This is a genomic window from Nonomuraea sp. NPDC050310 (assembly GCF_040655795.1).
Lineage (GTDB): Bacteria > Actinomycetota > Actinomycetes > Streptosporangiales > Streptosporangiaceae > Nonomuraea.
The window spans coordinates 163,999-178,912 of sequence record NZ_JBFAKP010000019.1 but is presented as its reverse complement, the minus strand read 5'-3'; the positions used below and the strand labels follow the sequence as shown (position 1 = coordinate 178,912).

11 protein-coding genes are annotated in these 14,914 nt (G+C 71.4%); 4 read left to right on the top strand and 7 right to left on the bottom strand.

Translation table 11 applies throughout. The features are described from left to right. Nucleotides 1-386: 386 nt before the first annotated feature. Complete coding sequence (locus AB0I67_RS33180) at nucleotides 387-1,481, bottom strand: site-2 protease family protein (RefSeq protein ID WP_357931727.1); 1,095 nt, start codon at nucleotides 1,479-1,481, stop codon at nucleotides 387-389. Between the two features lie 670 nt (nucleotides 1,482-2,151). Here AB0I67_RS33180 and AB0I67_RS33175 point away from each other — a divergent pair. The 4 genes from AB0I67_RS33175 to AB0I67_RS33160 all read left to right on the top strand — a co-directional run bounded on the left by AB0I67_RS33175 (nucleotide 2,152) and on the right by AB0I67_RS33160 (nucleotide 7,864). Further along, nucleotides 2,152-3,027, top strand: coding sequence for a RecB family exonuclease (locus AB0I67_RS33175; protein ID WP_357931706.1), 876 nt, complete (start codon nucleotides 2,152-2,154; stop codon nucleotides 3,025-3,027). A 751-nt stretch (nucleotides 3,028-3,778) separates the two neighbouring features. Beyond that, nucleotides 3,779-5,011: a histidine kinase gene (locus AB0I67_RS33170; protein ID WP_357931703.1), complete on the top strand. Its 1,233-nt coding sequence runs from the start codon at nucleotides 3,779-3,781 to the stop codon at nucleotides 5,009-5,011. After that, nucleotides 5,008-5,691 (top strand): response regulator transcription factor, encoded by a 684-nt coding sequence (locus AB0I67_RS33165; RefSeq protein ID WP_357931700.1) that lies wholly within the window; start codon nucleotides 5,008-5,010, stop codon nucleotides 5,689-5,691. The genes AB0I67_RS33170 and AB0I67_RS33165 overlap by 4 nt, the downstream gene beginning before the upstream one ends. A gap of 79 nt (nucleotides 5,692-5,770) precedes the next feature. Next, nucleotides 5,771-7,864 carry a M48 family metalloprotease gene (locus AB0I67_RS33160; protein WP_357931697.1) on the top strand — a complete coding sequence of 698 codons (2,094 nt, stop codon included), beginning with the start codon at nucleotides 5,771-5,773 and terminating at the stop codon, nucleotides 7,862-7,864. A 4-nt stretch (nucleotides 7,865-7,868) separates the two neighbouring features. Here AB0I67_RS33160 and AB0I67_RS33155 read toward each other — a convergent pair whose 3' ends face one another. The 6 genes from AB0I67_RS33155 to AB0I67_RS33130 form a co-directional block, all read right to left on the bottom strand. Further along, entirely contained in the window at nucleotides 7,869-8,867 is a 999-nt protein-coding gene (locus AB0I67_RS33155; RefSeq protein WP_357931694.1) for a dipeptide ABC transporter ATP-binding protein, read from the bottom strand. Further along, nucleotides 8,864-9,934 (bottom strand): ABC transporter ATP-binding protein, encoded by a 1,071-nt coding sequence (locus AB0I67_RS33150; RefSeq protein WP_357931691.1) that lies wholly within the window; start codon nucleotides 9,932-9,934, stop codon nucleotides 8,864-8,866. Before AB0I67_RS33150 ends, AB0I67_RS33155 begins: the two co-directional genes overlap by 4 nt. Next, on the bottom strand, nucleotides 9,931-10,944 hold the full coding sequence (locus tag AB0I67_RS33145; RefSeq protein WP_357931688.1) for an ABC transporter permease: 1,014 nt from the start codon (nucleotides 10,942-10,944) through the stop codon (nucleotides 9,931-9,933). The genes AB0I67_RS33150 and AB0I67_RS33145 overlap by 4 nt, the downstream gene beginning before the upstream one ends. Nucleotides 10,945-11,016: 72 nt before the next feature. Beyond that, nucleotides 11,017-12,789 carry an ABC transporter substrate-binding protein gene (locus AB0I67_RS33140; RefSeq protein ID WP_357931685.1) on the bottom strand — a complete coding sequence of 591 codons (1,773 nt, stop codon included), beginning with the start codon at nucleotides 12,787-12,789 and terminating at the stop codon, nucleotides 11,017-11,019. 63 nt (nucleotides 12,790-12,852) lie between these two features. After that, nucleotides 12,853-13,851, bottom strand: coding sequence for an ABC transporter permease (locus AB0I67_RS33135; RefSeq protein WP_357931682.1), 999 nt, complete (start codon nucleotides 13,849-13,851; stop codon nucleotides 12,853-12,855). 361 nt (nucleotides 13,852-14,212) lie between these two features. Further along, nucleotides 14,213-14,719 (bottom strand): cellulose synthase, encoded by a 507-nt coding sequence (locus tag AB0I67_RS33130; protein WP_357931679.1) that lies wholly within the window; start codon nucleotides 14,717-14,719, stop codon nucleotides 14,213-14,215. Nucleotides 14,720-14,914: the final 195 nt, after the last annotated feature.

The following is a 14,914-nucleotide window of genomic DNA, read 5'->3' as shown; positions in this document are numbered from 1 at the left end:
GCCGGCCGGGACCAGCGCCTCGTAGGCGGCCCGGAGCAGCGCGGCGCCGGTGTCGACGTCGTCGAAGTCGAAGAAGTCGACGCTCATCGGGTGGGGCCTGGACCAGCTCGGCCGCGGCGGCGTCGCCGGAGTCGCACACCAGCAGAAGCCCACCCAGGTGGGCGACCAGCCCGTTGCCGGGAAGCGGTCGCACCACCATCCCGAAGCCCTGGTCGGTCACTGAACTCTCCTCCCCGGAACAGCAACAGCCGCCCGCGAACTCATAGCCTTACGCATACCCAGCCCATGCCTGGCGCTCGCGCGATCGCGGTCTCGATTCGGTGAATCCGCTGGACCGCGACAACCCTATCCGCAAGGGTCAACGACCCGGAAGTGGGCTGATCACTTCAGACCCCGCTGAACACCCGGTTCACGTCGGCCGTGGCCAGCACGCCGAAGATCTCCCCGCCGCGCTCGACGAGGAGGTACTCGGCCGAGGGCGCCTGACGCATCGCCTCGATCAGCTCCTCGCCGGTCAGGTCCGCGGCCAGCACCATGGCCGGCTCCAGCGTGCGCGACAGCGACGCGGCGGTCAGCCAGGGCCGGCGCTGCTCGGGAGTGGCCTGGACGGCGGCCTCGTTGAGGATCGCGGTGGGCCGGCCGTCGTAGTCGGTGACCACGACCGCTCCGGCCTGGCTCTCCGCCGCCTTGCGCAGCGCCTCCGACAGCGGCACGTCCGGGGTGACCGGTACGGCACGGCGGGCCAGCTCGCGGGCGTTGATCCGCGGGATGCGCGCCCGCACCTTGGCGAAGCGCAGCGACTGGCCCGCGCCCATCCAGATGAACGAGCCGAGCAGCAGGGACCACACCACCTGCCACTGGTCGAGCGGCTGGCCGCTCATCATCGACAGCAGGAACGGCGACAGGATCAGCAGGACCGCCAGGACGCGCCCCACCCACGCGGCGACGATGGTGCCGGTGCCCATGTCGCCGCTCAGCTTCCAGACGCCCGCCCTCAGCATCCGGCCGCCGTCCAGCGGCAGGCCGGGCAGCAGGTTGAACACGCCGACGATGAGGTTGGCGAACCACAGTTGCAGGACCAGCACCTGCGCGACGCCCGGCCCCTCGATCAGCAGCAGGTCCGCCGCCAGCCCCAGCCCGGCCAGGCCCAGCGACAGCACCGGGCCCGCGGCGGCGATCAGGAACTCCCGGCCGGGCCGCTTCGGCTCCGTCTCGATCTCGGACACGCCGCCGAGCAGGTACAGCACGATCCGCCGCACCCGCAGCCCGTACATCTTGGCCACCACGCTGTGCGCCAGCTCGTGCAGCAGCACCGACAGGTACAGCAGCACGGCGAACGCGAACGCCACCGCGTAGGAGGCCGCCGGGGCGAACCCGGGCAGGTGCTCGCGGAACACCGGGGCGAACATCCACGTGATCACCGCCGCGACGATGAACCAGGTCCAGGAGACGTACACGGGGATGCCGAACGGCCTGCCCATGGGGATGCCGGAGTTCTCCTGGCGTGGCTCCTGCTCGCTCACCGGTTGTCACCAACTCCTCGACGCATCTCGTGTCCCGCTGCCCCGATGCTACGCGCCCCAACCCTCCCCCAGCCCCTCACCCAGCCAGGAGACGGCAATCCCGGCAGCGGGGAGGGGGAAGAACACCGGTCCGGTGCCCCGGCGCCCCGGGACTGGGGCCGGGGATCCGGGGACCGGGGCCGGGAGACCCGGGCTGAGGACGGAAACCGCGAACCGGGGCAGAGGACGGAGAATTGGCGCTGAGGCCGGAGGAACTGAGGCCCCGGGACTGGAGGCTGGAGACTCGGGGAGCGGGACTCGCGGGCTCAGGAGGCGGAGGCTCGGGGGGCGGGGGCCTCGGGGAGCGGGGGCCTCGGGGAGCGGGGGCCTCGGGGAGCGGGGGCCTCGGGGAGCGGGGGCCTCGGGGAGCGGGGGCTCGGACGGCGGGGCTCGGACGGCGGGGCTCAGGGAGCGGGGGCTCGGAGGGCGGGGACGAGGACGGGGCCGGGCCACCACCCACCCCCCTTCCACCAATGCGGCGAGAACCCGTACGCCGGGTGATGATCCTGTCCGACCCCCACCCCGGTACGGCGACCAAACCCCAAGCACCCGAGCCAGGTTGTCACCCCCATCACCTACAGTGCGGTGCATGACGTTGACATCGCCCGCCGAGCCAGGGCCCGTGATCACCGGAGTCCTCTCCCCGTCGCGAGCGGGCGACTTCATGACCTGCCCCCTGCTGTACCGCTTCCGCGTCATCGACCAGCTCCCCGAGAAACCCTCCCAGGCAGCGGTCCGAGGCACCCTGGTCCACGCGGTCCTGGAGCGCCTCTACGACCTCCCGGCCCCCTCCCGCTCGGTCACCGCAGCCCTGGAGCTGCTGGAGCCCCAATGGGCCCGCCTGCTCGGCGAGGACCCGGCCTTCGCCGCGATGTTCGCCGGCCCCGAGGAGGAGGCGGCCTGGCTGGCCCAGGCGCGCGAGATGCTGCAGCGGTACTTCACCCTGGAGGACCCCACCCGCCTGGAGCCCGCCGAACGCGAGCTCTACGTGGAGGCCGTGCTCGACAGCGGCCTCATGTTGCGCGGGTACGTCGACCGGCTCGACGTCGCGCCCACCGGCGAGGTGCGGGTGGTCGACTACAAGACCGGCAGCGCCCCGGGGCCCGACTTCGAGGCCAAGGCGCTGTTTCAGATGAAGTTCTACGCCCTGGTGCTGTGGCGGCTGCACGGGACGGTGCCCCGGCTGCTCCAGCTCGTCTACCTCGGCGGACGGGGCGAGGTGTTGCGGTACGCCCCGGACGAGGCCGACCTGCGCGCCACCGAGCGCAAGGTCCAGGCGTTGTGGACCGCCATCGAGCGGGCGCTGGAGTCGGGCGAGTGGCGGGCGCGGCCGTCCCGGTTGTGCGACTGGTGTGACCATCAGGCGCTTTGCCCGGAGTTCGGGGGGACGCCGCCGCCCGTCCCGGACCGCCAGCCCGGCGACCGCATCCGCAGCCACCGCCGCTCCGCCACCGACGAACTCTGACCCACCTCCCCCACCCGTCCGGCCGGCCCGGCCGTGGTCGCCGCACAGGATCACCACCCGCCGCCGGGCTACAGACCGCATTGGTTGGGTGAGCCGCGGAGGTGGGGCCGCCCGCGTGCGGCTCCCCGCCTGAGCTGCCCGAAGGGCTCCCGCTCCATCTGTTGCTGCCCTCTGCCTTGCCCCCTTGTTCCGCCCCGGCTCTGGTCCCCTGTCTGTGCGCCGTCCTCCGTCTCTGCGCTGGCCCGTCGTGGCCTCGCCCCGTCCCGGCCGCCTAGCTCGCCCCCGGCCGCCCCGGACGGGGACACCTGGCCGCCGCAAAGGATCATCACCCTCCGTCGGGCTACAGACCGCATTGGTTGGGTGGGCTGCGGGGGTGGGGCCGCCTGTCCCGGTCCCCTTCCCCCGGTCCCCTTCCCTCGGCCCCTTCCCCCGGTCCCTTCCCCCGGTCCCCCTCCCCGGATCCGGCCGCTCCCCGGACCGGTTCCCCTGGTCCCCGCTCCCCGGCCCTCTGTCCCCGCTCCCGGTCCCCGCTCCTCCCGGTCGCTGGTCCCCAGGACCCTGCTCCCCCGGGCCTCCGTCCCCCCGTCTCCGGGCCTCGTCTTCCTGGGTCACCTTCCCGAAGGCCCCCGCCGCCCCCTCTTTGGGTCGCCCTCCCCCGTACATGTGGGGAGATGGGGTGGTCTGGAGGGGGATGGGGGGTTCCTCCCCTGGGAGGAGGAAGGGGTCGTTCACCTGCGGTTACAGTAAGCCCGTGCACAACCGCCGAGCCCTGCTCATCGACTCGGCCCTGGCGATCGGCCTGGCCGTGGTTTCCGTCTCGCTGTTCGTCCTCGTGGACTCGGGCGAGCTGGCGGGCTCGGCCGCCGGTGACCTGCTACGGCCGGTGCGGGAGCCGGATGGCGGGGCGGCGGTGCTGGTGGGGCTGGCGTGCCTGCCGGTGGCGGTACGGCGGCGCTGGCCGCTGGCGGCGTTGTGCGCGAGCCTGCTCCCGGACGTGGTGCTGGTGATCACCGGTTACGGGTTCTCCAGCGTCGCCCATCTGGTCCTGCTGTACTCGGTGGCCGCCTACCGGGGGCTGGCGGTGGCGCTGGGCGGGTTGCTGGTGTCGCTGCTGGCGTACGCGCTGGCGGTGGTGTCGGCCGAGGAGCTGCCGGTGACGGTGGCGGTGCACGTGCTGCAGGTGGCGATCCTGGCCGGGGTGTGGGGCATGGGCCGCGGATTGCGGCTGCGCCGGGCCTACCTGGAGGAGCTGAAGGACCGCGCAAGCCGTCTGGAGCGCGCCAGGGAGGCCGACGCCCGGGCGGCCAAGGCCGAGGAGCGCTCGCGGATCGCCCGGGAGCTGCACGACGTGGTGGCCCATCACGTGAGCGTGATGACGGTCCAGGCGGCGGCGGCCCGGCGGGTGCTGACGGAGGATCCGGAGCAGGCCCGCGAGGCGCTGTCGGCGATCGAGAGCACGGGCCGGGTGGCGATGCGCGAGATGCGGGACCTGGTCGGGGTGCTGCGCAGCCCGGCCGAGCGGGGGCCGCAGCCGGGGATGGAGTCGCTGCCGATGCTGGTCGAGCAGATGCGGGAGGCGGGGCTGGCCACCGATCTGGTGGTCGAGGGCGAGGCCGCCCCGTTGCCCGCGGGGGTGGATCTGGCCGCCTACCGGCTGATCCAGGAGGGGCTGACCAACAGCCTGCGGCACGCGGGGACGGCGGCCAGGGCGGTGGTGACCGTACGGCACCGGCCGGGTGAGCTGGACGTGGAGGTCCTGGACGACGGCCAGGGCGCGGCGACGGCGGGATCGCCGGAGCGCGGCGGCCCGGGCGACCGGAGCGCCGGTGAACGTGGCCCGGGTGAGGCGGGCAGGGGCGAGCGCGGGCGGGGTCACGGCTTGGTCGGCATTCGCGAGCGGGTGGCCATCTATGGTGGAATCCTGAAGGTCGGGCCGCGACCGGGCGGTGGTTTCGAGATCCAGGCGAGGTTCCCGCTGTCATGACGATCAGAGTGCTGCTGGTGGACGACCAGCCGCTGCTGCGCACCGGGTTCCGGCTGATCCTGGAGGCCGAGACGGACATCACCGTGGTCGGTCAGGCGGGCGACGGCAAGTCGGCCATGGAGCAGACGCGGGCCCTGCTGCCGGACGTGGTGCTGATGGACATCCGGATGCCCGGCATCGACGGCATCGAGGCCACCCGGCGGATCGTGCGCGACGGCGCGGCCGGGGCGCACGTGCCCAAGGTGCTCGTGCTGACCACCTTCGACCTCGACGAGTACATCGTGGAGGCGCTCCGCGCGGGCGCCTCGGGCTTCCTGCTGAAGGACGTCCCGCCGGACGAGCTGGTGCAGGCGATCCGGGTGGTGGCCGACGGGGACGCGATCGTGGCGCCGAGCGTGACGCGGCGGCTGCTCGACCGGTTCGCGGCCAAGCTGCCGCCGGCGTCCGAGCAGTCGACCCCGGCCCGGCTCGACCGGCTGACCGAGCGGGAGCTGGAGGTGCTGCGGCTGATCGCGCGGGGCATGTCCAACGCGGAGATCGCGGCCAAGCTGGTGGTCAGCGAGACGACGGTCAAGACGCACGTGGGCAACGTGCTGACCAAGCTGGGGCTGCGTGACCGGGTGCAGGCCGTGGTGCTGGCCTACGAGACCGGGCTGATCACTCCCGGGGCGCTCTCCTAGCCCGTCAGGGGGCGTAACGGGCGCGGGGGCGCGGGCGAAGAGGTGAGTGTCCCGGCGCCGCCGTCCTGGGAGTGCCCCTGTGAACTCTGTAGCCGTGTGGGCGCCCCGCCTGGCCGAGCGCCTGGCTCCCGGCGAGGTGGCGCTGGCCGCCCAGGTCGGCCTGGCCTACGTGCGGGGCGGTCCGGAACGTGAGGCGCTGTTCAGCGCGGAGGGCGGCGAGCCGGGCGGGTTCGGCCAGGGCCTGTCGCCCGCGGAGCTGCCGATCCTGCTGGACGGCCTGCGCGCCGCGGCGGAGCTCCTGCACGACCTGCTGTCGGACGGGCTGATCGGCAACACCCTGGCCGTGTACTCGCTGATCGACTCGCGCCGCCGGGATCGCCGGGCGGCGGCCGCCGGCCAGAGCGGCCGGCCGGACTTCGTGGCGCCGGGCGGCGGCGAGGGCGAGCTGCTGCAGGACGCGATCGACGTGATGACCGCCCGCTTCCGCGTCCACGGCTGGTCGCCCGAGCAGGCGAGCGAGAAGGCGTACGCCCAGGTCGGCCTGCTGCTGGACGCCGAGCTGGCGGAGGCTCGCCGGCTGGTGGCGGACCTGGCCGCCAGCGAACCGGCCGGCTCCTCCCCGGCCCGCCGCCGGCCGGGCTGGATGTCGCCTCCGTGGTTGTGGCTGTACCTGGCGGGCTATCTGGTGGTCGGGCTGCCGGAGCTGGTGGCCGAGTGGGTGCGGCGCTTCGGCGAGTACGCCGCGCTGGCCCAGCCGGCATCGGCGTTGCTGCTGCTGGGCAGCGTCAGCGCGCTGCTGCCGGCGCTGTTCCTGCTGGCGGGGGTGGTGAGCCTGCTGTTTCCGGCGGCTCGCGGACGCTACGCCGAGCGCGGCCGGCGTGGCCGGGGCGGGCTCGTCGTCTCCGACGACCCGGTGGTGCGCGAGGTCGAGGCGTACGTGGCCGAGCTGGCGCCGGGGGTGGGCGTGCGGGTGGGAATCCGCAACGACCGGCTCGCGCGGATCTACCCGACCGGCTGGCGCTCGGCACGCGTGGCGGTCTTCCCGCCGCTGCTGCGGATGTGGCAGGAGGATCGCGAGGCGGCCTGCGCGGTGCTGCTGCACGAGGTCGCGCACGTCCGCCAGCGCGACCACCTGATCGTCGGGCTGGCCAGCCCGTTCACCCGGATGGTCGGGGTGGCCGGGCCGGTGCTGGCGGTGGCGGTGCTGTTGCCGCTGGCGGTCTACGTGGCCACCGGGAGCGCCGTCTTCGGCGCCGAGCTGGGCGCCGAAGTGCTGCTGCAGGTGTCGAACGTGGTGCGGGTGCTGGTGCTGCCGGTGGCGGCGTTGTGGCTGGCGGAGCTGTCGGCCGACCGGCTGGCGGTGCGCGAGCTCGGGCCGGAGCCGCTGCTGCGCGCGCTGGCCTCGCCGCAGCGCAGGTCCTGGCTGACCCATCCGCCCGCGTCGCTCAGGCGCGCGGTCGTGCGGCGCCGCCGTACCGGAAACGTGCTGGTGTTGCTCGCCTTCCCGCTGGCGTGGGCGCTGCGGCTGGCGCTGGCGGCGCTGGTCGCGCTGCCCGCCTACCTGCTGATCGGCGAGGAGCCGTGGGGCAGCGTCGCGGCGCGGGTGCGCGAGGCGCTGGTGGACGGCCGGGTGCAGCTCGCCGCCATGATCGTGCTGCTGCTGGCCTGGCCGTTCGTCACCGGGCTGCGCGGGCGCCGGGCGCCGCTGACCGCCTACTTCGCCGCCGCCCTGCTGCCGGCGCTGCTGTACGGCATGGCGCTCGGTTCCGACGTGCGCTGGCACGGCCGGAGCCTGCCGGTGAGCGCCCGGACCGTCGAGGTGAGCTCGGTCCAGGTCATGGAGGGCAGGCCCGAGTGGGCCGCCGCGGCGAGGCAGCGGCTCGGCACGGCCCGCTGGCGGTTCGAACACGACGGCGGCTTCACCTTCGCCCCCGCGCTGACCAGGACCGACCTCTATCCGCTGCGCGGCACCTGGACGCGCCGGGGCGACCTGGTCCAGTTGTCGGCGAGCGCCGAGACCGGCCAGGACGCCACGAAGGCGTCGGCCGGCCTGCTCGGCGCGCTCGACCTCACCAAGTCGCCCCCGGTGCTGTCGCTGGTGTGGAGCTCCGCCAGCGGCATCACGCCAGGCTCGGCCTACCGGGCCTGGCTGGTGATCCGCTTCGGGCCCTGAGCCGTCAGCCGCCCGTGGGCGCGTTCTCCGGGAAGTGGCAGGCGACCTGCTGGCCCCCGGCGTGCGTGACCAGCGCGGGCTCCTCGGTCTTGCAGATCTCCTGGGCCTTCCAGCAGCGGGTGTGGAAGCGGCAGGCGGGCGGCGGGTTGAGCGGGGAGGGCACGTCGCCGGTGAGGCGGATGCGCTCGCGCTCGGTGCGGGCCTTGGGGTCGGGGATGGGCACCGCCGACAGCAGGGCGTTGGTGTAGGGGTGCATCGGGGTGCTGTAGAGCGTCTTGCGGTCGGCCAGCTCGACGATCTTCCCGAGGTACATGACCGCGACCCGGTCGCTGATGTGCCGCACGACCGACAGGTCGTGCGCGATGACGACGTAGGTCAGGTCGAGCTCGCCCTGCAGGTCCTCCAGCAGGTTGACCACCTGGGCCTGGATGGAGACGTCGAGGGCGGAGACCGGTTCGTCGGCGATGATCAGCTTGGGCCGCAGGGCCAGCGTGCGGGCGATGCCGATGCGCTGGCGCTGGCCGCCGGAGAACTCGTGCGGGTAGCGGTTGTAGTGCTCGGGGTTGAGCCCGACCAGTTCGAGCAGGTCCTGGACGGCCTTCTTGACGCCGTTCTCGGTCTTGACGCCCTGGATGCGGTACGGGGCGCCGACGATGGTGCCGACCGTGTGCCGGGGGTTGAGCGAGGAGTACGGGTCCTGGAAGATCATCTGCATGTCGCGGCGGAGCGGCCGCATGCGGCCCTGCGACAGGTGCGTGATGTCGACGCCCTCGAAGGTGATCGTGCCACCGGTGGGTTCGAGCAGCCGGGTGAGCAGCCGCCCGGTGGTGGACTTGCCGCAGCCGGACTCGCCCACCAGGCCGAGCGTCTCGCCCTTGAAGACCTCGAAGCTGACCCCGTCGACCGCCTTCACGGCGCCGACCTGCCGCTGGAACAGGCCCTTGGTCACCGGGAAGTGCTTTTGCAGGTCGCGTGCCGCCAGCAGCGGTTCACGTGCGGTCACTGTGTCTCCAGGAAGGGCTTGATCTCGGTCTCCCACAGGGCGCGCCGCTCGTCCCGGGGCAGGTGGCACCGGACGAGGTGGCCGGGCTCGGCCTGGTTCAGCTCGGGCACCTCGGCGGCGGCCCGGCCGTCGGTGCGGTCGGCGTAGGGGCAGCGCGGGTGGAAGGAGCAGCCGCTCGGCACGTTGATCAGCGAGGGCGGGGAGCCCTTGATCGGCAGGAGCCGTTCGGTCGGCTCCCGGTCCAGGCGGGGCATGGAGCCGAGCAGGCCCCAGGTGTAGGGGTGCTCGGGGCGGTAGAAGACGTCTTCGGCGGAGCCGTACTCGATGCACTTGCCGCCGTACATCACCAGGATGTCGTCGGAGAGCTCGGCGACCACGCCCAGGTCGTGGGTGATGACGATGAGCGCGGAGTTGAACTCGCGCTGCAGGTCGCGCATCAGGTCGAGGATCTGGGCCTGGACGGTGACGTCGAGCGCCGTGGTGGGCTCGTCGGCGATGAGCAGCTCGGGGTCGCACGACAGCGCCATGGCGATCATGGCGCGCTGGCGCATGCCGCCGGAGAACTCGTGCGGGTAGCTGTCGACGCGGCTGGCGGGTTCGGGGATGCCGACCCGGCCGAGCAGGTCGATGGCGTGCTTGCGGGCCACCTTCTTGCTGACCGGGTTGTGGATCCGGTACGCCTCGATGATCTGGTTGCCGACGGTGTAGTACGGGTGCATCGACGACAGCGGATCCTGGAAGATCATCGCCATCTTCTTGCCGCGCAGCCGCCGCACGTGCTCGGGGGTGGCCGAGACGAGTTCCTCGCCGTCGAGCCAGATCTCGCCGGAGATCTTGGCCCGGCCGCCCTTGTGCAGGCCGAGGATGCCCAGGCTGGTCACGCTCTTGCCGGAGCCGGACTCGCCGACGATGCCGAGGGTCCGGCCGCGCTCCAGCCGGAAGGACAGGCCGTCGACCGACTTGACCAGGCCGTCGTCGGTCGGGAAGTGGATCTTCAGGTCGCGCAGTTCCAGGAAGGCGGGCGGGCCTTCCGCGAGGTCCACCAGGACCTGCTCAGGGGCGGTCATCCCAGCCTCACCCTCGGGTCGACGAGTCCGTAGATCAGGTCCACGACCAGGTTGGCGAAGACGATGAAGGAGGCGGCGACCATCGTCACGCCCATGATCCGCGGCAGGTCGTTGGTCTGGATGGATTCGATGGCGAACTGGCCGATGCCCTTGAGCGAGAAGGTCGACTCGGTGAGCACGGCGCCGCCGAGCAGCAGGCCGAGGTCGAGACCGAAGATCGTGACGATCGGGGTCAGCGCGGCGCGCAGGCCGTGCTTGGCGATGACCTTCGACTCGCGCAGGCCCTTGGCGCGGGCGGTGCGGATGTAGTCCTCGCTCATCGTCTCGAGCATGCCGGCCCGGGTGAGCCGGGCGTAGGCGGCCGCGGTGAGGAAGGCCAGCGTGATCCAGGGCAGGATCAGGTTGTAGGCCCACATCAGCGGATCTTGGGTGATCGGGGTGTAACTGCCGCCCGGGGCGGTGAGCTTCCAGGCGTAGCTGAAGACGACCAGCGACATCATGCCGGTGAAGAAGACCGGCAGCGAGACGCCGGCCAGCGCGACGGTCATCGCAGCGCGGTCGAAGATGGTGCCCTTCTTCAGGGCCGACAGCACGCCGATGGCCACGCCGACGACCAGCCAGATGATGCCGGCGCCGATGGCCAGCGACAGGGTGACCGGCAACCGGCTGAGGATGTCGTCCCAGACGGGCGAGTTCTTCAGGAAGGAGTAGCCGAAACACGGCGCCGGGCAGGTTTCGATCGAGGTGCCGGTGTCGAAGGTGTCCCCGACGAAGACGGCCTTGATCCAGCGCCAGTACTGCAGCGGGATCGGGTCGTAGAAGCCGAGCTTCTGGGCCAGTGCCACCATCATCTCCTGATTGGCGGACTTGCCGAGATAGCGGCTGGCGAAGTCCGTGGGCGTCGCGCCTGCGGCGCGCGGCACCAGGAAGAAGATCGAGAAGGTGACCATGCTCACCACGATGAGCATGAGCAGGGCGCCGAACAGGCGCCGGATGAGGTAGGTGACCACTGCTCCCCCGGTTCCGGTGGCCGGGCCCCGCGGGGCCCGGCCACCATCACCTCGGTCGTGCCGGATGGACGGTTACTGCTGCACACCCATGTTCAGGTAGTCGTACATGTCCCAGGCGCCGCTCACGAAGACGTTCGTGACGCCCTTGCCGCGCATCGGCAGGCCCTTGGAGTAGACGCCCGGAAGGACGTAGGCCCGCTCCATGACGATCTGGTCGATCTTCGCCCAGTACTCGGCGACCTTGTTGGCGTCGGTCTCACCGAGCGACTGGTCGATGAGGCCGTCGATCTCCTTGTCCTTGATGGACAGGTTGTAGTTGCCGCCCGACTCGCGGATGGTGCGGCTGTCCACGATCTGCGACATGAAGCCGAAGCCGGTGTTCCAGTCGGCGCCCCAGCCGTTGACGGCCAGGCCGATGCCGTTCTTCTTCACGAAGTCGGGCTTGCCGGCGTAGAGGCGGAAGTAGTCGCCGGTCGGGTAACCCTTCGGGTTGACCTTGATGCCGACCTTGGCCAGCGCCTGCTGGATGGCTTCGGCGGTGGCCTTCTCCTTCGGCCGGTCGGCGCGGTAGGAGATGTTGGTCTCGAAGCCCTCGGGCTTGCCGCAGGCGGCCAGGGCGGCCTTGGCCTTCTCGACGTCGCCGCTGCCGCTGGTCGGGTAGAGCTCGATCTTCTTCCAGCCGGCCAGGCCCGGAGGCATGAGGCTGGTCGCGATCTCGCCGCCGATGGCGCCGCCGTAGGCGTTCTGCAGGGCGTCGCGGTCGGCCGCGAAGAGCACGGCCTTGCGGCACTCGACGTTGTCGAACGGCGGGACGTCGGGGATGATCGAGGTGTACCAGGTCCGGGTGGCCGTCGGGTTGTCGGTCCGGGCCTTGAGCGCCTCGTCGCCGGCCACGCGGCCGAGCGCGGCGGGCTGCAGGCCGGTGCCGGCCACGTCCACGTGCAGGTCGCCCGAGATCAGGCGGTTGTCGAGGTCGTCGGCGTTGACGCCGAGCGAGATCTCGTACCGGTCCGGGAGGGCCTTGCGGATCGGGTCGGTGGCCTGGTCCCAGTTCGGGTTGCGGACCAGCACGTACTGCTTGCCGGCCTCGACGGTCTCGAACATGTAGGGGCCGGACGCGATCGGGTGCTCGCGGTACTTGGCGCCGGTGTCCTTGGCCTGCGGGACCGGGGCGGTCGCGGGCAGGGCCGCGAAGTAGTCGAAGCCGCCGAACGCCTTCTTCAGGTGGAAGATGATCGTCTGGTCGTCGGGGGTCTCGATCGCCTGGTCGGTCTTCACGTCCGGCGTCTTGTAGACGCTCTTGAAGTCCTTCGGCAGGTCGAGGAAGTCGTTGAAGTAGGTCGGGCCGTTCACCAGGACGGTCTTGTCCAGGGAGCGGAGCACCGCGTACTTGACGTCCTTCGACGTGATCGGCGTGCCGTCCTCGAACTTCAGGCCGGCGCGCAGCTTGTAGGTCCAGGTCTTGGCGTCGTCCGACGGGACGCCTAATGCCTCGGCGAGGTCGGGCACGAGCTCCTGGCCCTGCTTGCCGGGGGCCGGCTTGTAGGTGACCAGCGGCCGCGCGTAGATGCGGCTGAGGTTCCAGGACATGCCGTAGTAGGTGTCTCCGGGGTCGATGGAGTCCCAGTCCTCGGAGACGGCCATCTTCAGCGTCCCGCCCTTGGCGTCGGACGGGTTGAAGACGTTGTCGATGCCGGCGTTGAACTTGTCCTCCGCCGCCGCCGCGGGCTGCGAGGCCCCGCCGGGGCTGCCGGTGGCGCCGGGCGAGCTCTCCGTGCCGGTCGAGCCGCCGCCGCAGGCGGCCAGGGCGAGCGCGAGCGTGGTGCCCGCGGCCGCCAGTGCCACTTGTGATCTTCTCATCATTCCTACTTGCACCCCTTGGTGGTGGTGGACAACGAAAGTTGTCGGTCAGCGTGAGGACTTCGGGTCCAAGGCGTCGCGCAGCCCGTCGCCGAAGAGGTTGAACGCCAGCACGGTGATGAAGATCGCCATGCCGGGGAAGAACATGAAGTGCCACATGTTGTACCGGCGCACCGCGTCGGCGAGCATGCCGCCCCAGGTGGCGGTCGGCGCCTGGACGCCCACGCCCAGGAACGACAGCGCCGCCTCGAACAGCACGTTGGTGGGGATGAGCAGCGTGGCGTAGATCAGGATCGGCGCGATCAGGTTGGGCAGGATCTCGCGGAACAGGATGTACGGCCCGCGTGCCCCGAGGCTGCGCGCGGCGTCCACGAACTCCCGCTCACGCAGCGACAGGGTCTGCCCTCGGATGATCCGGGCGATGTACGGCCAGCTGAAGAAGCCGATCACGAAGATCAGCAGCCCGATGCGCAGCGTGTCGCCCTGGATCTTCAGCTCCTGCTCGAACTGGCCCAGCACGCCGACCAGGGCGATGGCGAAGACCAGGAGGGGGAAGGCGAGGAAGACGTCCATGATGCGGCTGATGACGGTGTCGACCCAGCCGCCGAAGTAGCCGGCGATGACGCCCATCACGGTGCCGATGATCACCGAGAGCACGGTGGCGAAGAAGGCGATGAGGAGCGAGATGCGCGAGCCGTACAGGACCCGGCTGAAGATGTCGCGCCCGTTGCCGGGCTCCACGCCGAACAGGAACTCCGAGCTGATCCCGGTCCCGCCGATGGGGAGGGTGAACGGGTCGAGCTGGTCCTTGTGGAACTCGTTGGGCGGGTGACCGAACCAGCTCACGATCAGCGGCGCGAACAGCGCGATGAGGATGAGCAGGACGATCACGATGCCGCCGGCGATGGCGACCTTGTCGCGCTTGAGGCGCATCCAGGCGATCTGACCGAGCGAGCGGCCCTGGATGGCTTTGGCGCTGGATAACTGGGCCACCGCCTCCGGCGTGGCCTCCGTCGCCGAGCCGGGGACGTCGAGCGGCGCGGACATCAGACCCCCACCAGGGGGGCGGATACCGCGGCCGTTCCGATGAAGACCGGCTCACTGCGTTCGGTCATGCTTCCTCCTTCGCATGACCAAGGCGCTGCGCAGCCTTCACTGCCAAAAGCGTGTCGCAGCCCCTGGATCTCAGACGGCTTGAGCCCGTCCGAGCGCCTCCGGGTCAGGGGCGCCCGTTCGCGCGGGGACCGCGGTGGCTAGGTCCCACGACGGAGGATGTATTGCGGGCAATTGTGCTGGCTAGTCCCTTGAGGGGGTCTGTGGCTCAACTGTGATCGGTGCGAAACGGGTTCGTGTTGATCTTGACGAGTTTGTCCGTGAGGGGTTCCGGTTAGGTCCCGGAACCGTGACATTAATTGATGCCGTGCTTTTTGAGGATGTCCTCGATGTCGGAGAAATCCTCGTCGCCGGCCGGCTTGCGGCGGGCCGGAGCGGCGGCTTTCGGTGCGGCCGGAACGGCCTGCGGGGCCGTCGGGGCGGCAGCGACAGCCGTACCCTTCTGCTCGGCTTTGACCGATTTGTCGGCCTTCTTCGGCCTGCCCTCCGTCTTGGCGAGCTTGCGGCCCCGCAGCACGCCGGTGACCACGAACAGCACCGCCGAGACCGCGGCCAGGATCACGCCCGCCCACACCATCGGGTTGAGCACCAGGCCCGTCACGAACCCCACGATCGACGAGCCGATGTTCCACAGCACGCCGAGCGCCCCGGTCAGCAGGGCCGCGATCGGCAGCAGCGACCAGGCCGCCAGCCGGAGCGCCGGCAGCAGGCCCCGGCGCCGCCAGGCGAGGTAGGTGAACACTCCCCCGGCCGCCGTCAGGCCGATGCACAGCGCCGGCCAGAAACTGGAATCGATCGGCATCTCGCCCCGCCCCTTCGTCTGTGGCTTTGTCCCCATCCTGGCACGCCCGCGCCGGGCCGGCGGTCCTCCGCAAGGAGGGTCCTGCCCTGAGGCGCCCTCGGGGGCATACCGGATGCGCCACCCCCGATACGGCGAAGCGCCCCGCCGTACGGGAAGGGCTTCTTCCACAGTACGGCGGAGCGCCGGGGAGTGAGC

What these genes read in the sequence shown, in the direction of transcription:
- AB0I67_RS33135 (WP_357931682.1), bottom strand. Translation starts at nt 13,851, where the DNA reads ATGTCCGCGCCGCTCGACGTCCCCGGCTCGGCGACGGAGGCCACGCCG.
- AB0I67_RS33150 (WP_357931691.1), bottom strand. Translation starts at nt 9,934, where the DNA reads ATGACCGCCCCTGAGCAGGTCCTGGTGGACCTCGCGGAAGGCCCGCCC.
- AB0I67_RS33175 (WP_357931706.1), top strand. Translation starts at nt 2,152, where the DNA reads ATGACGTTGACATCGCCCGCCGAGCCAGGGCCCGTGATCACCGGAGTC.
- AB0I67_RS33165 (WP_357931700.1), top strand. Translation starts at nt 5,008, where the DNA reads ATGACGATCAGAGTGCTGCTGGTGGACGACCAGCCGCTGCTGCGCACC.
- AB0I67_RS33130 (WP_357931679.1), bottom strand. Translation starts at nt 14,719, where the DNA reads ATGCCGATCGATTCCAGTTTCTGGCCGGCGCTGTGCATCGGCCTGACG.
- AB0I67_RS33180 (WP_357931727.1), bottom strand. Translation starts at nt 1,481, where the DNA reads ATGGGCAGGCCGTTCGGCATCCCCGTGTACGTCTCCTGGACCTGGTTC.